Below are 19,444 nucleotides of genomic sequence, written 5' to 3' on the forward strand. Positions count from 1 at the left end.
TGCCCTGCTCAATCAAACTGTGCGCTCGCATGGTGTTCTCGTCCCTCCGGTCATTCCGACGCTTCAGTATGCCGGGTTCAGTGGAGTGCCTTTAAGCATTACAGCAACCCAAGTTCCAGAGCACGCAATACTGCCCGCGTCCGGTCACGGGCTTCGAGTTTGAGCAGGATATTGGAGACGTGGTTCTTGACGGTGCCTTCTTTCAGGGAGAGTGCGTCGGCCAGTTCCTTGTTGGAATAGCCGCCAGACATCAAGCGCAAAATATCAAGCTCCCGTTCGGTGAGCTTGACCTCATCTTCGGGGGACAGACTGGCCACAGGATGACGCAGTCGCTCCAGCAAATGTTGGGGCACCAGCGGTCCATTCAGGCTCCCTCCCTGCGCCACATGGCGCACGCTGGCAATCAGCTCTTCATAGCTGACGTCTTTGAGCAGCGAGCCCCGTGCCCCTGCGCGCAGGCAATGGAGGAGTGCGGCGTCGTCATTGAAGGTGGTCAGGATTACTGTTGGCGGCAGACAACCCAAAGCGTTGAGCGCTTCCAGCACGCCCGGACCATCCAGATGCGGCATTCGGACGTCCAGCAACAGCAGGTCAGGCTGCGTGTCCTGCACCATTGCAACAGCGGCCTGACCATCCGCCGCTTCGGCGATGACCTGAATATCGGGCGCGAGTTCCAGCAAGCGGCGCAGCCCCAGCCGGACCAGGGTCTGGTCGTCTACCAGAGCCACACGAATCATCCAGACACCGGCAGTTGCCCTTCCAGATGGAGTGCGCCGTCGTTCCTGACCCTGACCGTCAGGGCGCCGCCGAGTTCCGCGAACCGTTCGTGAAGGCCCGTCAGGCCGTTGCCCGGGCAAAACGGCAGCCCCAGCGTGCCGTCGTCATGGGCGGAGACGATGAGTTTGTCGGAACAGTGTTCCAGGCGCAGCCACAGACGGGCCGCCTGAGCGTGACGGACCGTGTTGGTCATGGCCTCCTGAAAGAAACGCAGCAATGTCCGCGCCTGGGGGGCCGAGTCCGGTATGAACTGCGCAGGGCAGTGGAATTGAATGTCGAGACCGGGCACACTTTCAACCAGCATCTGGGTCAGATGGAGCCAGTCTTCCTGGGCGGTCCGCAGGGTGGTCACGCTCGCGCGCACGTCGCTGAGCAAGAGTTTGTTGAGCGCCAGGGCGCGCGTCACTGGCGGGCGCACCTGTTCGGGCGGCACCTGCGCCGCAAATTCCAGTTCCAGGCCCAGCACCGTGAGGTGGTGACCCAGCGAATCGTGCAATTCCCGCGAGATGCGCAGCCGCTCACGCTCGCGGGCCGCTTCCTCCAACTGGGCCTGGGCGAAGCGCAACTGAAGATGCAAGTCCCCCAGTTCGCGCCGCGCCAGGCGTTCCCGGGTCAGCAGATGGACCAGCATGGCGCAAAACACCTGGACCATGGCCAGAAAAAGTCCAGTGTAGACGGCCTTGCCGAAACCCAGCTCGGGAATCAGGACCACGAAAAGCAGCAGGCTCTGCGCACCAATCCAGAGCTTGACCCACGGCCAGGCCAGCAGCCCTGGCAACAGCACGGCCACCAGGACCAGCAAGATGGTCATATCCCCCTCTGAGGAATACGTTGCGTTCAGCGTCAGGGCGCACAGCCCCATCAAGGCGCAGCCGGTCAAACGGGCCGTGCGGCGCGTCAGATCGCCGTGCTTGAGCCAGGGTCCCAGGTGGTAGGTCACGCTCCAGTACAGCGCACCAAACCCCAGAAACGCGCCCATCCAGAGTTCCAGTGGCCCTGATCCCAAATTGACCAGCGTGTCACGGCGTCCAGCGAGATCAAAGTTGACGGGCAGAAGCGTGCAGAGCCAGGCCAGCAGACCGCACCAGCGCATGGCGGTCACCGAGGCGTTTCGCATTGCCCCGAATGCTATCGCCACCTCTGGCCACCTGTCATGTGCCAGAAGTCATGTCATCAGGGGTGACTTCTGGCACATGTACCTAAAGCAAAACGGCCCTTACATTTGGCCAGACCAAACGAAATCAGAACTTATGCAGCCGATGTTGAGACTCGGCAGACATCTTTCTGACGCCATCAAGATGGTTCCTGGTCAAGACTTCCTTTCATTGTCCACAGCCCATCCCAGCTTCAAAGGAGTTCCTGGAAATGAATTAGTTCTACAGGGTTGGCTTGTTTTTGAGCAGAAAGTGTTTGTTTTCAGAGAGAACGTACAGTTTTTGAACAGTGTTTCGGTTTTTAAATAAAGGAGAGGGAGTGAAAAAATTACATCTGGGATCCGTCACGCTGTTTTCATTGGTTCTGGCCGGTTGTAGTTCAATTTACACGCCAGAAGCAGCGGTCACTGGAGCCAGGGGAGGCCAGCAGATTCAGCAGCAGTTTCGGCTGCCCTGCGAGGAATTCTCGCTGAACGGTACAGCGTCGGTTCAAGGATTACTGACGCCCTGTGGAGACCCGGATCCCGATCCGCCCTCGGATGAAACAGTCCTCACTCCACAGGCCAGGGTTCTTGAATACAGCGCCATTGTGGCCTACGACCCGGAGACTGGACAACTGGTGTTGAACAGCACGCCGCAGACGGACGCTTACACCCCCGGGCTGGTGGTGGTGGGTGGCTTGACCGCCGCGACGCCAGGTGGCGTTCCCCCCCGGCGCATCATCAGCATCCAGAATCAAAACGGCAACTGGGTGCTCTCAACGGCCGAAGCAGCCCTGACAGACGTGATCGAGGAAGGCACCCTGGACTACACCCGGTCCATGCGCGTTGATGAGATCGTCCGGGTTGAAGGCGAAAGTCAGTGTGATTCAGACGTGAGCTATCTTATTCCGTGCGGCGCCCCACTGACCGAGTCAAGCAGCCGCGTGAACGGCCAGAGTCTGCTGAAGGCACTCACCGTCAACTGCTCTGCCGCCGGAAGCATCTTCAAGAAAGATTTTGACAAGGGCGTTTTGAAGGGCTGCATTGACCTCGGGGTTCAGCCCCATGTCAGCTTGAAGATCCGCCGCGCACAGCTGGAGTCCTTTGAAGCTTCCGTTCAACTGAACGAACAGGCCAAACTGCAAGTTGAGTTCCTCAATCAGAGCCAGAACTTTTCAAAAGACTGGGAGCTGGGATCCATCTGGTTTCAACCGTTTGAAGTGTTCATCGGTCCAGTCCCCGTGCTGCTGACGCCATACGTCAAGTTTATCGGCCATCTGGACGGTTCAGTGTCCGGCACTTTCGAGTACACCGTGACCCAGGACGCCACGTACAAGGGCGGGCTTCAGTACCGAAACGGCTCCCTGTCGCCCATCAACGAGCGGACAGTCCATTTCACCTTGCCTGAGAACAACTGGGACGGCCTTAGCAATTACAAGGCAGACGCGAAAGCCAGCATCGAGGCCAGAGCGGGCATTGGGTTTTACGTCACAGTGATCGCCGCACACGCTGACGGCGGCGTCTATGCTGGGGTCCGCGCCTTCGCCAAAGGGAGCGTCGATTCTGAGCGGCATCCGCTGTGGCAGATCACGGCCGGTCCACAGTTCTGTCTCGGCTACAACGCCCATCTGGAGGTGCTGCTCGGCGTATTTGACCGGTCCTGGAACGGAGAAAGGTGCGGCAGCCTCTACACGGCTTTTGAGCGTCACTCTTCAGACGTTGGCCCTGTCTTCAACACGGGCGTGGCGACGTGGAACACGGTCTCCCTCAACTTCGACGTCAGCAAGGGCGAGGTTCAGATTTTGCGGGTCAATCCTGCGGGCGGTGAAACCCAGGTGGGGTATCTGACCAGCAGCGGACGGTTTGACCTGACACCGTTCCTCAACCCGGGCGGAGACGACACAGAGTTCAAGGTGGTGGGGGTCTCGGTCAAGGACTGGGTGTACAAACACAAGCTGGCGATGGTCGCCTTTGCCGATGGTCAGCGTCTTTGGGACGGAGGCACCAAGGAGTGTGGGATGGGCAGCTTGTCTGGCTGTCACTCGAAAGTCGAGTACAGATTCAATGTCAACAGGAGTTTAGGACTTTTTGAGCCACTGGCACCGTAATCGGCACGCACCGGCATTTTCAGGGCCGCCCTTTGGGGCGGCTTTGCGTGGTTTGGAGATGTTCAAAGCGGGGGAGACTGACCCGCAGTGGCTGATGACACTGAGCGGGAGGGCGGTAGGACTGTTGTGGTGCCTTAACTGGACTCTCGGCAGGCAGAGGGCAGAAGTGGCCTGATTCTCAGGCCACTTCTGCTGCGACTGTTGACCACGTCTGGAGCGCTTGCTGCTGATTGCTTTTCGAGTGGCGGCGGAAACGCTGGTGCAGGAGTGGCGGTGGAGATTCTCGATCCGAGCGTGGAGGCGCAGAAATTCTCGGGGCCGTTTCCGCCGCTTGAATCCAAGCTGCTGCCGCTCTTAACACCGTGTGGACCGCTGGGAGTGCTCAACGCTGTTGTTGCAGTCGGCCGCCCGGATCACTTGCTGATGCTCCACGCCAGCCAGGCTGGACAGGGCGCGGAGAGCGGCCTGATCGCTCCGGAGACCATCCGTGTGGATCACCTCTGGGACGTTATATTCACCCAACAGTCTTGTCAAAAACTCTTCGCGGCTTCGGTATCTCGATGCCGTTGAAGAAGGATATCGAGCACGAAGCCGTGGCCGTGTTGGTCCACTGCCCGCCACGAACAGTGACGGACGCTATCCACCGTCACGTCAAACTCATCCAGAAGCCACCCCAAACCCCAGCGTCCCCTCCCACTGACGCAGGCCATTAGCGAAGAGCGGACCTCATTCGAGACACCATTCGCGCAACGTCTCGTGACTGACCAGGGTGCCGCGCGGGTGCAGCCATTCCTGAACATTTCGGTAGCTGAGAGAAAAACGGTGATACAGCTTTTCGGGCGTGCTGGATGATCACCATCGGAGATTGGTGGCGGTCAGCCTTGGTGTCGGTCACGGATGGTCAGCCTACGCTAGGCCGCCTAAGGCAACACGACCCACTGAAGTGAAAGCCAGGATCCGTCAAGGCCAGGGCATCTTTTCAGGTGACTCCTCAGCGGGGGCCGAACGGCTTGAGCTCGCGCATGTGCATGTAGACGTATTCTTCGCGAATGGAGACTGAAGGCAGAACCCCCATTCAGGGAAAAGCAAGGTCTAATTTAGCCTGATGGAGACCTGACGACCTGGAACCGTCCAGAGGGCAGGAGCTCGCCCAACTGCGATGGCTATTAATCCGACTTGTCAAGTCAGATTAATATTTGCCAGAATCAAGGCGCGACTGAACGGTGGCCATGGCCCCTTCGGACAACGAGGAGTTGTTATGCAGAAAAGAGTCTGGTATTCAGCCTTCCTTCTATGTGGTTTGACCCAAGCTGCAGCAACCACGTACCCAGTGACGCTCACCCATGAGGCTGGAACCACCACTGTGCAGAAACGCCCCCTGCGTGTCGTGGCCCTTGGACCTCATGCCCTGGATCTGCTGCTATCACTTGGAGTACAACCTGTAGGCTACGGCGAAGCATCGACGTACATCAAGACGCCCGCCTTCGGCTCTCCCATACGTGACATCAAGTACTTGGGCAGCCGTATCACTTCCAGCCCAGTGAATGTCGGCGACCGTTTTAGTCCAAGTCTGGAAATCCTGGCGACCCTTAAACCTGACCTGATCATTGGCGAGAACTACGCGCTTCCTGTTTATAACCAGCTGAGCCGCATTGCGCCAACACTCCTTTTCAAGGGTATAGACAGGAATGAGTGGCAAAAAACACTTCCAGCTCTTGCTAGAGCGCTCGATAAGGAAAAGGTCTATAGCAGTATACTTAGTAAGTATAATAAGAGTGTTCAGACCACGAAATCTCAATTGTCAAGCACTATAAAAAACAAGAGAGTATTGGTCATTTGGACCGGAGGTGGTCCTGAAAAGAATACATTCACCATCAGCGACAGTAATGATTGGACGGGGGGTCTACTGAAAGATCTGGGATTCAACGTCATTGATGGCGATAAAAGAGACGCTGCAGTCAGCATTGAGGGCTTATCCGCTGTAGATCCCGATATGGTGATCGTCTTGGCGTCTGGTACCAACACTCCAACACGGGCAAAATTCGACTGGAACTCCAGTCCATTGACAAGTGGACTGAGAGCAAGCAAGGCAAATCAGATCTACTATTTTGACTATCATTTGTTCAGGCGAATTCGCGGTCCTATCGCTGCACAGCTGATTGAGCGTCAATTGGTCAAGGAGATGACGAAGTAAGGTAACGACCCACCACGGAGACGTCTCTTGTGGTAGGTCGTCGCACGATACGGGAATGGCGTTAGGAAAACAGGAACCGCTGAGTAAGACTCTCCGTACTATGCGGCATGTTTCTAGTTTCCTCACCGGCGCAGACAACGATTATGGCGCGTGGTCCTGAGCCCAAAGCCCCACGCCCTGCGTGGAGCACAGCGTTAAGAGCCCGCCGGATTCAGCTGAATCTGCGCCAAGAAGACGTAGCTGCCCGCACGGAGGATCTGGTTTCGCAAGGAACGATTTCAGATTTAGAGCGTGGCAAAACCCATTTAATGAACATCACTGCGCCTCGCGTGGTCGCCTTAGCAGACGCTCTGGAGTGGACACCTCAGGACTTTGAAAAGGCAACAGGTGTGCCTATATGGCGGTCAGTAGATTTAATGGTTTCTGACGGCAAACAGACATTCTACGTAGAATCAAAACACGTAGCTGACGTAGATGTAAAAGCGAGGCGCCGGTCCGACTATCCAGCTTCGGCTGCGTCAACGGGGTACCGCATCCCCAGATCCGCTCCTCGCCCCATCGATAGCGCCCTTCTGAAGGCCGCAGAGGAGTATGGGGACAAGACCGAACTAGCCCCCCTCCGGGAATATCGCTGGCTGCGCACGCTCAACGACATCCCGTTCAAGCGTCGCCCAGTCACCCCGGAATAATGGCTGGCCGTCTTCCTCGAATACAAGGATGACTGGAATCCTCAGGATCCAGAAGAATGACGTTCGATTCCGACATTGCCAACGTTCTCGACTATCACCAGAGTCGGCACGAGGACGCTGATCACGAAACGGACATGGAGCCCCTGGCACACAAACTGGGTTACGGCTATGTCCAGCTATAACCCGACAGGCCCGCTAAACCGCGCCAACCAGCACCGTATTTGGCTCTGCGGCGTCGTGGTGGAAGCACGCCACAAGCCGCGCACGCGCCTGAATAGTACGCACTGAAATGGCCAAACCTCGCTCCAGTCCCTCGCAATCCAAGCCGACTTCAGCGAGTCTAGCCCTGAAAATGCGCCGCGCCGAACGGCTGTTTGGAGTCGGAACCGAGCAGGCAACCCCCACCACAGGAGATCAGAGATGAGACAGATCAAAATCCTCGAATACATCTCGCTGGACGGCGTTATCCAAGCGCCCGGTGGGCCGGAAGAAGGGTACAGCTATGGCGGCTGGTGGTGGCCGTTCCACGATCCCGTGCTCGAAGAGGCGATGAACGCAGCACTGGGTCAGTCTTTCGATTTGCTGCTCGGCCGCCGAACTTACGATGCCTGGGCTGGCTTTTGGCCCACCGCCGACAACGTCCCCGGAGCCGAGAACTTCAACGGGGCGACGAAGTACGTGGCGACCCACCAGCCAGAGAGCCTTTCATGGGCACCGGCTGAGGACTTGGGTCTGGACATCGTTGAGGGCATTCGCCGCGTTAAAGCGAAAGACGGCCCAGACATCCTGTGCTTTGGCAGCTCGAGCCTGACCTCCCTGCTGCTCGAGCATGGACTGGCCGATGAGGTGCATCTCATCGTCGCCCCGGTGTTGCTGGGCCAGGGAACACGGTTTTTTTCGGACACCACGCCACCGCTCGAGCTTGCACTGGTGACAACAGTGACCGCCCCTTCGGGTGGGGTCTTGAACACATACCGACCGGTTGGCCCCTTGCGGATCGCACCCATGTTGGAGACGGCTGAGTGAGACCGCAAAGAAGAATCTCTGCTCTATGAGAGAGAAGGCCTGTTCTGTACGCACCTGTTCCTGAGGAGATCAGAATTCGTGCCGCCAGCGCCGCTCCCTCGGCAGCGTGTTCCAGAGGGCTGACGGCAAGTGGGCTGCCGAGATCGACCTCGGCCTGCTGGACGGCAAACGCCGCCGGATTACCCGATACGCGGCCACGGAACGCGAGGCCGAACGCAAACTGGCCGACATGATCGCCGAGAGTGGACGTGGTGCGCTGCAGGCACCCAGCACCACCACTGTTGACGAATGGCTGAACGGCTACCTGTCTCGCAAGCACCGGGCCAGGGCCAGCAAGCCCGCGACGGTCCGGGAGGACAAGCGCCTGGCTGGCCTGGTCATCCGGCACACCGGGAGCCGGAGGCTGACCGCCCTGCATGGCGCGCACGTTCAGGCGATGATGCACGACCACGCCAGCTACAGCCCGCGCACCCGCCGCAAACTGCTGACCCTGCTGGTCTCCGCGTTGGACGAGGCGGTGGCGCTGGACCTGATCGCCCGCAACCCGGCCAAGGCCATCACCCTCCCCCGTCTCGCCACCCAGGCCAGCAAGCACCAGGCGTGGAGCAAGGCGCAGGCACAGCGCTTCTTGGAAGAGGTCAAGGGTCACCGGCTGTATGCCCTGTATCGCCTGCTGTTCGGGCAGGGTCTGCGGCTGGGTGAAGCCATCGCCCTCCAGCTCGACGATCACGACCCGGCCCGCTCTACCCTGTCGATTCACCAGACCATCCAGCGCGAGGACTGGCAGCAGTCGCGCCGCACGGGGACCGGCACGCCCAAGACGGCGGCGAGCATTCGGCTGCTGACCCTGCCCGCCGATCTAAACGCCGTATTGGTGGCCCATCGTGAGCGCCTGGCGGTGGAAGCTGAGAAGGGAAAGGCAGCAGGTCTGTGGCGCGAGTGCAGCTGGCTGTTCCCGTCCGAGAGCGGCACGATGCTGGGAGACCGCAACGTCGCTCGCCACCTCGACGAGATCCAGGCCCGTATCAATGCCCGCACGCCTGCGGATCCGTTGCCGCGGCTGACGCCTCACGGCCTGCGGTACACCTTTATTAATGTGGTGATCCGGGCCGGTGCGCCGTTCGATGTGGTGGCCGCCATCGTGGGGCATTCGTCGCCGGTGATCACCATGAAGATCTACCGCCAGATTCAGCAGGAAGAACTGCAGGAGACGGGTGCGAAGCTGGACGGCTTGTTTGATCTGGATTGAATAGGCTGAACTTCAATTGTGGATAGGGGAAATAGCACTACTTAAACACATGGTTTTACGAAAACAGGCCAATAAATGCTGTGACGCTCTGTTGCCACCCTCGCCCCAGAGTCAGTGAACCCAGTACAGCAGCCGCTGCCCTGTCAGTGGGAATCGTCCTGCTTGCCCCGATGGCCCAGGCGTGCGGTCTGGTTTCATCACTCCATGGTTCGGTCAGCAGCGAGAGCACCACTTGCTGTTCGTGGCGCACGAAGGACACCTGATAGAGAGACCACCAGACGGTGGGAATATCGTTCTGCACTTCATGCCAGCCTTTGGCGGTCAGCGCTTCAACGACGACAAACCATTGGGGAGGCAGATAAGCGGGCACATCCCAAGGATATGGCGAGCCCCCATGCATACAGCCACGTGTTTAAGTCGTGATAGGTAGTATCTGTCCGTATCTGGAATGGAAAAGCCCCGCCTGAGGCGGGGTTTTTCTGTGCACCTTAATGGACTTGAACCATTGACTGTTTAGAAGGTACCCTAGGCGCACGGGAATCGCGTCCCCCGCGCCTTTTAGGTCCTGCTCTCCTCAGCGTGTGGCGAGGTCAGCGTTGGCCAGACCACTGCCAAAACCTTGCTTCTGGCCCACGTTCTCGGCCGTGCGCTTCAGGTAGGCCTTGAGCTGGTTGGTGCTGAACTCGGGGTGCTGTGCCTTGACCAGCGCGGCGACGCCCGCCACGTGGGGGCTGGCCATGCTGGTGCCGGCGAGCCAGTCGTAGCCAGGCGTGCCATCCGCGTTAATGATGCTCGACAGAATCAGGTGGGTGAACCAGTCGGCCGGGCGTTTGGCCCTGTTGGAGCTGTCGCACCAGCTCAGGCCGTTGGCGGGGTTCGTCCCGCAGTCCCCACCCGGCGCAGCGATGTCCGTGGACGCTCCATAGTTCGAGTAGAACGCCAGCACATCCGGGCCATTAGCCACGAGGTTGCCCTTGGCGTCAGTGGCAAGGACCGTGACCCCCGTCGCAGAAACGGACATGATGCCCGGAACGTCGGACGGGATATGCGCGATGTTGCCGTTGGAGTTCTCCGCGTCATTGCCGGCCGACGCGATGATCAGCGTGCCCTTCTTGTCCGCGTAGTTCATGACGCGCTGCCACGCCAGCCATGATGCGTTGTCGTCCTTGTTCGAGCGATCGAGGGTGCTCCCCAGGCTCATGTTGATGATGTTCACGCCCCGGTTCGCAGCGTCCACGATTGCATCGAAGATGGGTCCATCGAAGCCGCCCACTCCATCCTGAAGCTTGCCCTGAGCGTCGGTGAAGCGGTAGCGGTCGAACACCTTGTATGCCGCAATTTTGGCTCCAGGGGCGACACCGACGATCGCACCGCCCCCTACGGCGCCCGCGACGGTGCCCGCCACGTGCGTCCCGTGGTCCTCGAAGATGGCTTTCGCCGTGTCACAGCCGTCGGCCGGACTCCATTCAGGGTGCGCGTCGAAGTCGATGAGCTTGCTGTAGACGGGGTAGCCAGTGGTGCCGTCTTTTCCGGTTTCCTGGCAGTAGTTGGTGCCCTTGGAGAAGGCGATCTGACCCACCATGTCTGGGTGGTCACTCATGACGCCCACGTCCAGCACGCCGACCGTGATGCGGGACTGCGCGTTGCCAACCCGGTTGGCTGCGACCTGGGCGCCGATGCGGCGCATGTCCCACTGATACCCGTAGAGGGTGTCAGCGGCCGTGGCGCTGTAGCCCCCGGCCGTGTTGCTTGCGTCTGCCGCCACCCGCTCGGTGGGCGGCAAGGTATAGAGATGCTCCAGCCCCACCGCGAGCACGGCGCTGTCGCGCTCCAGCTTGGCCCGCACTGCCGCATTCCCGCTGATGGTCGCCACGCCGGTTTCGGTCACGGCCTTTTGCACCCAGCCGCCCGCAGCCGAGACACGCTTCGCGGTGTCGGCAGGCAGGCGCTGATCTTTGAAGACCACGATGTAGCGCTGGCTAGGGGTCACAGCCTGGGAGGAAAGCCCGGCGCTTTGATCCGGCGAGTTCTGCTGCCCACAGGCGGCGAGCGTAAGGGACAGGGATAGGGCCAGTGCGGCCTTTAAGCACTTCATGGTCATGTTGCCTCCGATTTATTTTGGTCTGGGTACCTTAGCGCCGCTCCGTGAAAGAATCGTTAGCGATCTCACTTTTGAGTGCTGTGGTGTGGACTGTCTTCGAAGGCCACCGCTGAAGCGCAGGCCGCTACGCCACAACGCGACTTTGAACAGTCAGGGCGACGCGAGTTCGCCTGTTTGGTCTGGATAGGCTGTACTTCAACTGTACAGAGGGGATACGGGCGTCAACTGACTGTATCTGAAATAGGAAAAACCCCGCATAGAGCGGGGTTTTCTTGGTGCACCCTAATGGACTCGAACCATTGAGCGACCGCCTTTCTGGCGGTCGCTCTTGAGTTTCTTCCGCCAGGCCTGGTCCTAACTGGGGGGTTGATGGGACGTCTCGCTGGTCCGCGTGACCTGCGGTTTCCGGTCACTCACGGCTTAACAGCTTACCTCCATAAAATTGCCAGAACCGGCGCAGGCCGGACGACAGAGTTCACATGTTGAGCGCGCGGGAGTGAGGATAAGGCGGTTTCACGCAGCGCGGAAGGGATTCAAGGCACGATGTGAACCAGCATGCCCTGCCAGCCGATGCGAGGATTGAACACCTCACTTAATTTCGGGCTGCTTGACCACCTGCTTCATGCCCTTCTGAGTCCAGCCGGTCAGCCAGCCCAGTCTGGACGGATAGCTGGTGTTACCGTTCCAGACGTAGTTCACCAGCCCACGTCGGGTGGTCAGCAGTTCGCGGCGCAGATACAGTGGAATGGACGGCAGTTCGGTGACAAACTGCTGCTGCATCTTCGCGAACAGGGCCTTGCGGGCAGCTGGGTCCGTTTCAGATCGGGCCTGGCTCCAAGCTTTGTCGTAGGCCGCATTGCACCAGCCGCCCACATTGTTGCCCCCATAACCGTTGGCCTTGCTGGGCACATTGTCTTTCTGAGACGGGGTGGTGGAGTCATCGCAGTAAAACTCGTTGCCTGCCTCCAGCAGCGGCACACCGCCCCCCGCCGCCTCGAACACGCCGGTCCACGAGCCTTCAGACGTTCTGGGAAAATAGTCCTGCCCGAAGACCACTGAGGCGGGCGCGTTGTTGACCTTGACGTCGATGCCCACCTTACGCAGGTTGTCCTTGATGAAGAGCTGGTTACGCTCGCGCACCGCATTGCCTGCCGTGGTCACGTACTCCAACACGAACTTGACAGTCTTGCCACCTACACTGCGCTGCAAAATGCCGTCTGAACCAGCCTTCCAGCCCAGCCCAGCCAGCAGTTGCTTGGCTTTGGCTGGATTATAGGCGTATTCGCCTTCCAGCGCAGCCGAATACACCGGCGAGTTGGGGTTCACAAAAGTATTGGTCACCGACACCGTGCCTCCCAGCAGGTCCTGCGCGATGCTCTTGCGGTCGATGGCGTACAAGATGGCTTGCCGCGTTTTGGGATCGTCCAGCTTCAGGTCTGAGACGGCTTTCACGTTCCCAAACTTGTTGATGATCAGGTTCTCGAAGGCGGTGCCCTCCACCAGGGAAACGTTAAAAACGTTCTTGGCGTTGTCGCGCAGCAGCTTGAGGGTAGCGGGGGAGTTGGCCAATCCCTGCGTGGACGTTGCGTCGATCTGCCCGGCCAGCAGCGCCGTCTGCAGCGTATTGGTGTTGCCGATAAAACGGTAAATAATACTCTGCACGCCGTTGGGGTTCTTCTGCCAATATGTCGGGTTGCGCTTCATGACCATGCTCTGCCCCGGCGTCCAGCGCGTGAAACGGAAGGGGCCGCTGACAACCGGCGGGCCGCCCACGCTGGTGGAGATGGGCGTGCCCAGCAGATCTTTAAGGATAATCGCCTGCTGCTGCTCGGCACTCTTGCCTTCCAAGTTGGCCTTGACCCGTTCCCAGAGGGGTTTCCATACCTGTGACGGTAGGTTGGAGAAGTCGCCGGGCTGCACGCCTTTCTGGTAAAAGAGGTTGATCGGCGAATAAGTGACCTCAAAGTTCTTGGCATCGATCACCTTGAAGGCCGTGGGAAAATTGGCCCGCGTAATGACCGGCACACGCTTGTCGCTGGCGATCTCGTAGAACAGCCGGAAATCCTCGCTGGTGATCGGGCGGTTGTCGCTCCAGGTGATGTCGGGCTTGAGGGTCCAGCGTACCGTCATGGCGGTGGGTTCCCCCTTGGCATCGCGGGTGTACTTGACCCTGCCGTTGCCCTCGGTGGGCAGTTGCGCGGCCATGTCCGGCTGGATCTTGCCGTCCAAGTCGATATAGGTCAGGTCACGGTACATCCAGCCCATGATCTCGCGGGTCACTGATTGGCTGTTGACGATGTATTCCAGCGCTGAAGGTTCCTGACTGGCCCCGATGATCAGCGAGTTGTCAGTCGGACCAGCGTGGGCGAGGGTCAAACTGCAGGACAGCGTCAGGCTCAAGCGGATAGCGGCGCGGGGCAGCGTGATGGTCATGAACGTCTCCTAGGTTGAGGATGTCTTGGACAAAAAGAAGGTGGACCGGCGAGTCGGAATACCGACTCGCGCACGGTCCTCCTCCCAGGGATGAGTCTGGAGAGGATTATCTGGGCAATGCAGAAAGGGAGAAAGCACGTTTTCCCGCTATTGGTTTCATTAGAAATGTGCGTTGGGCAGTTGCCTTTTGACTTTTGGAGCGCACTGTGACAATGGCTGAATTGTTTCAGCCATTGTCATAAACGTCTCAACCCTGTTTCAGAGTCAGGCGTTCGCAGAACCCTGCTGCGATGAATTCAGGCGAGGTGAGTGCTCTCCGCTCAACCTCCTCAACGCTGTCTGGACCGATTTTGCGGGGCGCCCTACAGAATTTCCCTAACTCCGGCGCAATGTTGAGCCTTCTCCTGAGCGCGCAGTCACGCCGCCCGCCCAATAGGTTGCGCGTCCAGATGTTGTTCTATACACGCTCCCTTTCATCCTCCAAACCCCTTCTCACTGAGGTTTCCATGCTCAAATACACCCTAAAACGCGTCGCTGCTATGGTTCCCATTTTATTGGTGGTGTCGCTTCTGGTCTTCGCGTTGATTCAATTGCAGCCGGGCACCTTCGTCGATGACCTCAAGCTCAGCAACCCCAACATGACGGCGCAGGAGGTCGAGAATCTGCGCCGCGCCTACGGCCTGGATCAGCCCTGGTACGTCCAGTATGGCAAGTGGCTAAGCCACGCCGTGCAGGGGGATTTCGGGATCTCGCGCAAGCAGTACATCCCAGCCGCCACCTTCGTGGTGGAGCAGCGGCTGGGCAACACGCTGCTCTTAGGAGCAGGAGCACTGACGCTCTCGCTTCTCATCGGCATTCCCCTGGGCATCCTGTCAGCAGTAAAGCAGTACAGCGTGCTGGACTACGTCACCACCTTCTTCGCCTTCGTGGGCTTCTCTCTTCCTGTGTTCTGGTTTGGCCTGATGCTGCTGATCGTTTTCAGCGTTAACCTCAAGGTGCTGCCGGCTGGGGGACTGTCCAGTCCCAATGCCACGCCGCTGGTCAGCACTTCAGCCACCTTTGACGCAACGGGCCCGGTCACGAAAGTGCAGCAGTCAAACGGCCAGACGCAGGTCACGGTAGAGGTCTACGACGCCGACAGGGGGGCCACCGAGGACCGGACCTATGCACTGCCGACTGGGGTCAAGAGCGAGGTGCAGGTAGGTGATTACGTCTCGCCGGGCCAGCCGTACGGCCGCAGTGTGACCGTGGCAAGCTGGTTGAGCTATGCACTGGACCGGCTGAAGTATTTGGTGTTGCCGACCGTAGCATTGGCCGTGATCCAGATTGCCACCTGGACACGCTTTATGCGGGCAGCGTTGCTGGACGTGATCAACCAGGATTACGTGCGAACGGCGCGGGCCAAGGGTCTGCCGGAGGGGCGGGTCATCTCCAAACACGCCCTGAGGAATGCCCTCATTCCCGTGATTACCCTGATCGGACTGTCACTGCCAGGACTGGTCAACGGGGCTGTGATCACTGAAACAGTCTTTAACTACCCCGGCATGGGGCTGGCGCTGTATCAAAGCATCCTGGACAAGGACTACAACCCGGCGATGGTGATTTTGCTGCTGCTGGCTGTCATCACACTGCTGGCCAATTTGCTGACTGATCTGGCCTACGCTCTGCTCAGCCCTCGGATCCGGTTTAGCTGATGACAGTCACGGCTCCTGTGGTCAAGTCGAAGCCTGAGTCCGCCTGGACGATGGTGCGCAAGCGATTTCTCAAACACAAGCTTGCAACGGCTGGACTGATCATTCTGCTGTTGCTGATCCTGCTGTCAGTCTTTGCGCCGCTGCTTGCGCCGTACTCACCCTCGCAAATCGACGCCACCAATGTGTACGCTGCTCCCAGTTTTCAGCACCTCATGGGCACGGACGCCCTGGGCCGGGACATCTTCAGCCGGTTGCTGTATGCCGGGCGGGTCAGTCTACTGGTGGGCTTCACCGTCACCATCCTGACCGCGCTGATTGGGACCGGGCTGGGGCTGCTGGCTGGATTTTACAGTGGGCAACCGCTGCTGGTGGCCTTGGGTCCGCTCTCGCCTCAATGGGCTGAAGCCAAACACAGAGGGGGCGGCAGTTTTTGGCTCAAAAGCGTCGTGCGCTGGGTGGGGTGGTCTGCTGTCATCGCCTTCGTACTGCGGGCCACCGGACAGTTCGCCAGCGTGAATGACGGCATATTCTTCACCGTCACCTGGATCATCGGCGTGACGTTGGCCATCCTGATCTTCTATTTTAGCTTTTTCAGCTCCATCCGCTTGGACATCGACTCGGTCATCTCGCGCCTGATCGACATCTTTCTGGCGATTCCTACGCTGCCCTTTCTCCTGGTGCTGGCCGGGCTGTTCTCCAATCCCAAGATCGGTTTGGGCGTCACCCTGGATCAGCTGTTGGGTCCAGCCCGTTCGGTGACGGTCATCATTTTCGTGTTGACCCTGTTTGGTTGGTTATCGATGGCGCGCATCGTGCGCGGCACCATCCTGAACCTGCGGAATGCCGAATTCAACGAGGCCGCCGTGAGCCTGGGAGCCAGTGACGCCCGCGTGATGTTACGCCACCTGCTGCCCAACTCAATTGCGCCTATCTTTGTGCAGATCACGCTGGACCTGGGGCACGCCATTGTCGCTGAGGCTGCGCTGAGCTTCCTGGGGCTGGGCATTCAGGAACCCACTGCCAGTTGGGGCAACATCCTGAATGGTGCGCAGGAAGCTATTTTTCAGCAGCCCACTGCCGTCTTCTGGCCAGGACTGTTCATCCTGTTGACCACGCTGGCCACCAATTACATTGGGGATGGACTGCGTGACGCAATCGACCCGCGCAGCCGGGGGTAATTGGGATCCGCTTTGGGCCACAAGTCTATTTGGTTCGTCAGGACACGCCCCACTACTCCTATGCTCACGGTGGTGTTGCCTTAACTGGCGTCACGGCGGGGTGAGGGCAGGGGTGGCATGAGGTTCAAACCGCCCCTGCCGCAACCATTGACCACGTCTGAAACGCTCGCCTCTGACTATTTTGCCTGGTTGTGGCGGAAACGCTGGTACGGGAATGATGGCGGAGGTTGTGTATTCGCGCGTGCAGACGCAGGCATTCCTGCGCTCGCTTCCCCCGCTTGAAGCCCTGTTGCTGGCGTTCCTGACGCCGTGTAGGACGGTGAGTTTGTTCAATGGGGTTGTGGCAGCGGGCCGTGGAAATCACCTCCTGGTGGTTGACCTCGGCCAGACTCGCGATCTGCCAGATCGCCGCGCCATCGCTGGCGAGCATATCTGTGCAAATTCTGTCTGGAACATCCTATTCATCCAGGAGCCGGGTCATGAAGGCCTTCGCTGCTTCGGTGTCTCGGTGCGGTTGAAGCAAGATATCGAGCACGGTTTCGTGCTTGTCCACCGTCTGCCAGAACCAGTGTCGGACGCCATTCACCGTCACGCAAAGCTCGTCCAGAAGCCACCCAGAACCCCAGCGTCCCCTCCCGCTGGCGCAGGCTTTCTGCGAAGAGCGGGCCCGGTGGTGGAGATTCGTGATGCGGGCGTGCAGGTCAAGGAAACCTTGTGCTCGTTTTCGTGACCTGAACCCCCGTTGTTGCCGAACACGGCGCCATGTAGGGCGATGCGACTGCTCGACCAGATTGTGATAGCGGTCGAGCCCACCTGAAGGTGTTCCACGGTGTGGAGCAGGGGGAGTTCTCCAAGCGCTGCACCATCACTCCAGCGCTTGTCGGTGTGAATGACGTCTGGTACATCGCCCCTCTCCCAGCAGTCGGTGGAAGAACGACTTGGCCGCCCCGGTGTCTCGGTGTTCCTGAAGGAGGACGTCCATTACCGCTCCGCGTTCATCCACGGCCCGCTACAGCCAGTGTTTGACCCCACCGACGTCCACGCACCGTAACGTCAAGATGCCACCGGGTACCGCCACGCGGTACCCGGTGGCGTAGACCGAGCGCGAAAAGATCACTGAAGTCGATGCACCACCTGCGGATGGATTCGCGCGTGACGACGCCCCGTTCCAGCAGCAGTTCTTCGACGTCGCGGTCGCTGAGTGTGAAGCGATGAGAGAGCATTGGCGGCATGGCCGATCACAGCGAGGGGAGACCGGTTCCGGGAAGCTTTTGACCACTCAGCACCGCGTGACCCTACCCCAATGACTTGCGACAATCCACCTGCTCAGTCGGATGCAGTGACGACTGAATTTTTGCAGCGAACGGAGGCATCAACATGGCCCACGGGCGGAAGATCACTGGGCGAGGGAGGAGGGGGTGATCGCTGCCTTATTGGTGAGTTTATCCCAACGCCGCACCTGACCCGTTCCGGGAGCGGCTGCCCCACCGACGGTGATGAAGGCGTCTCCGTTTCCGTTAAAGGCCAAGCTTGTGGGGGTATCTAATCCGCTCAATACGGTTTCCTTAATGCCCCCGGCCTTAATGCGGATCACCGAACCGGAGCCAGGGGCTGGACCTTGTTCTCCAAACTGACCGAGCTCGACAGCGTAGAGGTTGCCATCTGGTCCGGTTCTGAGGTCAGTGGTCATGGTCAGACCTGTGGCGTAATCGGTCTTGCTGCCATCACTGGCCACCCGCACCACCTTGCTCGAACCCGGGGTGAAGGGAAAGCCGGGGAGGAGGGACACATACGCCGCTCCATCGTTCAGGAAAGCGATTCCCGTCGGGACCGCCTGCGAGCTCGGAGGAACCCCAGGACCAGGATTGGCGTTGGGAAGGTTATCGAAGACCGTGACCAGAGTGATCGCGCCTGTCATGGGGTCCACACGCAAGAGGTCATTTCCGCCCGCATCGGTCACCCAGAGCTGGCTGTCCGGTCCGGCCGCCAGGCCATAGGGATGCGAATCTGCTCCCTGTTTGTCTGGATCGTTGGCCTTCTCAAACGTCCAGAGATTGGCAATCTCAGTCGTGGAGCTTCCGTCGAGGCGCAGGAGAGCCGCTGTTTTTGGCAGCCGCTCGATGCTGGAATCTGCGGCCCAGTGTCCGCTGGTGATATACAGCTTCCCGCCGAGTTCCATTACTCGGCTGGCCCCTTCGGCCCCCTCGGCGCCGGCCACTGAGGGCAACATGGCGACATCGGTCATCACGCCACTCGGACTCACCCGCACGAGGCGCGCTGTGTCCCCGTAGCTGTTGGTCGTCGGTTCAGCGCTGCCAGGTCCACCCGGCGTGGTAAAGGTCCCGGGTCCACCTGTACCGGAGTCCGCGATCCAGACCGTGCCATCTGCGCTTACATACACGCCCTGCGGACCGTTGAGCCCCTGGGCCACAACGGTGCCCTGATGAACCACCGGAGCAGACATCAAGTTACAGCCTGACAGGAGCGCCGTCATGGCGGTGACACAGAGGAGGGAGCTTTGCCGTGTTGTGGGGTGGGACATGTTGTCCTCCTTGTTCCTTGAAAGGTCAAGACCAAGAACGCAGCTGGCCAGTCCGAGAGATCATCCGGAGGACTGTTCCGGTCTGTCTGCTCTGATCCTCCAAACAGCACATGACAGGGCAAGTGCAGGACCAGAGCCAGTGGCCCATAGCCACAGAATCAGGGGGCCAGAGCTTGGCAATAGGCGCACCTCATTTGTCGCTGAGTGAAGGGTCTCAACGCTACAAAAAGCATATACCCACCGACATTCTGTAAGCAAGCGTACAGAAAAAGCAGGCGAGCCAGGGCCGTCACGGGTCCGCCGACCCCACCGTCAATT

Annotated in this window: 14 protein-coding genes and 3 pseudogenes; 8 read left to right on the plus strand and 9 right to left on the minus strand. The window is 59.4% G+C overall.

What is annotated here, in order from left to right:
- Positions 1–98 precede the first annotated feature (98 nt).
- On the minus strand, positions 99–737 hold the full coding sequence (locus HNQ08_RS13080; protein WP_184132760.1) for a response regulator: 639 nt from the start codon (positions 735–737) through the stop codon (positions 99–101).
- A complete protein-coding gene (locus tag HNQ08_RS13085; protein ID WP_184132763.1) occupies positions 734–1,894 on the minus strand; it encodes a sensor histidine kinase in 1,161 nt (386 codons plus the stop codon). The genes HNQ08_RS13080 and HNQ08_RS13085 overlap by 4 nt, the downstream gene beginning before the upstream one ends.
- Positions 1,895–2,250: 356 nt before the next feature.
- Between HNQ08_RS13085 and HNQ08_RS13090 the strand changes: the two genes are divergently transcribed.
- On the plus strand, positions 2,251–4,020 hold the full coding sequence (locus HNQ08_RS13090; RefSeq protein ID WP_184132766.1) for a hypothetical protein: 1,770 nt from the start codon (positions 2,251–2,253) through the stop codon (positions 4,018–4,020).
- A 234-nt stretch (positions 4,021–4,254) separates the two neighbouring features.
- Here the strand turns inward: HNQ08_RS13090 and HNQ08_RS13095 are convergent.
- Positions 4,255–4,915 (minus strand): annotated as a pseudogene (locus HNQ08_RS13095) (IS6 family transposase); the annotation flags it as partial.
- A 363-nt stretch (positions 4,916–5,278) separates the two neighbouring features.
- On the opposite strand from HNQ08_RS13095, the gene HNQ08_RS13100 reads away from it, so the two are divergent.
- The 5 genes from HNQ08_RS13100 to HNQ08_RS13115 all read left to right on the plus strand — a co-directional run bounded on the left by HNQ08_RS13100 (position 5,279) and on the right by HNQ08_RS13115 (position 9,178).
- Positions 5,279–6,214 carry an ABC transporter substrate-binding protein gene (locus HNQ08_RS13100; protein ID WP_184132769.1) on the plus strand — a complete coding sequence of 312 codons (936 nt, stop codon included), beginning with the start codon at positions 5,279–5,281 and terminating at the stop codon, positions 6,212–6,214.
- Positions 6,215–6,357: 143 nt separating this feature from the next.
- Positions 6,358–6,903, plus strand: coding sequence for a helix-turn-helix domain-containing protein (locus HNQ08_RS28225; protein ID WP_425321347.1), 546 nt, complete (start codon positions 6,358–6,360; stop codon positions 6,901–6,903).
- A 56-nt stretch (positions 6,904–6,959) separates the two neighbouring features.
- Complete coding sequence (locus tag HNQ08_RS27910; protein WP_268240011.1) at positions 6,960–7,085, plus strand: hypothetical protein; 126 nt, start codon at positions 6,960–6,962, stop codon at positions 7,083–7,085.
- A 238-nt stretch (positions 7,086–7,323) separates the two neighbouring features.
- Positions 7,324–7,929 carry a dihydrofolate reductase family protein gene (locus HNQ08_RS13110; RefSeq protein ID WP_184132775.1) on the plus strand — a complete coding sequence of 202 codons (606 nt, stop codon included), beginning with the start codon at positions 7,324–7,326 and terminating at the stop codon, positions 7,927–7,929.
- A gap of 106 nt (positions 7,930–8,035) precedes the next feature.
- Positions 8,036–9,178 (plus strand): tyrosine-type recombinase/integrase, encoded by a 1,143-nt coding sequence (locus HNQ08_RS13115; RefSeq protein WP_184132779.1) that lies wholly within the window; start codon positions 8,036–8,038, stop codon positions 9,176–9,178.
- A gap of 55 nt (positions 9,179–9,233) precedes the next feature.
- On the opposite strand, the gene HNQ08_RS13120 is transcribed toward HNQ08_RS13115, so the two are convergent.
- The 3 genes from HNQ08_RS13120 to HNQ08_RS13130 all read right to left on the minus strand — a co-directional run bounded on the left by HNQ08_RS13120 (position 9,234) and on the right by HNQ08_RS13130 (position 13,712).
- Complete coding sequence (locus HNQ08_RS13120) at positions 9,234–9,548, minus strand: hypothetical protein (RefSeq protein WP_184132784.1); 315 nt, start codon at positions 9,546–9,548, stop codon at positions 9,234–9,236.
- A 204-nt stretch (positions 9,549–9,752) separates the two neighbouring features.
- The gene (locus HNQ08_RS13125; RefSeq protein ID WP_221284184.1) at positions 9,753–11,279 is read right to left on the minus strand and encodes a S8 family peptidase; all 1,527 of its coding nucleotides are present in this window, start codon (positions 11,277–11,279) and stop codon (positions 9,753–9,755) included.
- Positions 11,280–11,867: 588 nt separating this feature from the next.
- Positions 11,868–13,712 (minus strand): peptide ABC transporter substrate-binding protein, encoded by a 1,845-nt coding sequence (locus tag HNQ08_RS13130; protein WP_184132787.1) that lies wholly within the window; start codon positions 13,710–13,712, stop codon positions 11,868–11,870.
- Positions 13,713–14,218: 506 nt separating this feature from the next.
- Here HNQ08_RS13130 and HNQ08_RS13135 point away from each other — a divergent pair.
- The gene (locus HNQ08_RS13135; RefSeq protein WP_184132790.1) at positions 14,219–15,406 is read left to right on the plus strand and encodes an ABC transporter permease; all 1,188 of its coding nucleotides are present in this window, start codon (positions 14,219–14,221) and stop codon (positions 15,404–15,406) included.
- Between the two features lie 50 nt (positions 15,407–15,456).
- Entirely contained in the window at positions 15,457–16,584 is a 1,128-nt protein-coding gene (locus HNQ08_RS13140; protein ID WP_221284185.1) for an ABC transporter permease, read from the plus strand.
- 124 nt (positions 16,585–16,708) lie between these two features.
- Here HNQ08_RS13140 and HNQ08_RS28230 read toward each other — a convergent pair.
- The 3 genes and pseudogenes from HNQ08_RS28230 to HNQ08_RS13155 all read right to left on the minus strand — a co-directional run bounded on the left by HNQ08_RS28230 (position 16,709) and on the right by HNQ08_RS13155 (position 19,048).
- Positions 16,709–17,176 (minus strand): annotated as a pseudogene (locus tag HNQ08_RS28230) (DDE-type integrase/transposase/recombinase).
- Positions 17,177–17,230: 54 nt separating this feature from the next.
- Positions 17,231–17,889, minus strand: a pseudogene (locus tag HNQ08_RS13150) (IS6 family transposase); the annotation flags it as partial.
- A gap of 91 nt (positions 17,890–17,980) precedes the next feature.
- Complete coding sequence (locus HNQ08_RS13155) at positions 17,981–19,048, minus strand: ScyD/ScyE family protein (RefSeq protein ID WP_184132798.1); 1,068 nt, start codon at positions 19,046–19,048, stop codon at positions 17,981–17,983.
- Positions 19,049–19,444 lie beyond the last annotated feature (396 nt).

This window comes from Deinococcus humi (assembly GCF_014201875.1).
Taxonomy (GTDB): domain Bacteria; phylum Deinococcota; class Deinococci; order Deinococcales; family Deinococcaceae; genus Deinococcus; species Deinococcus humi.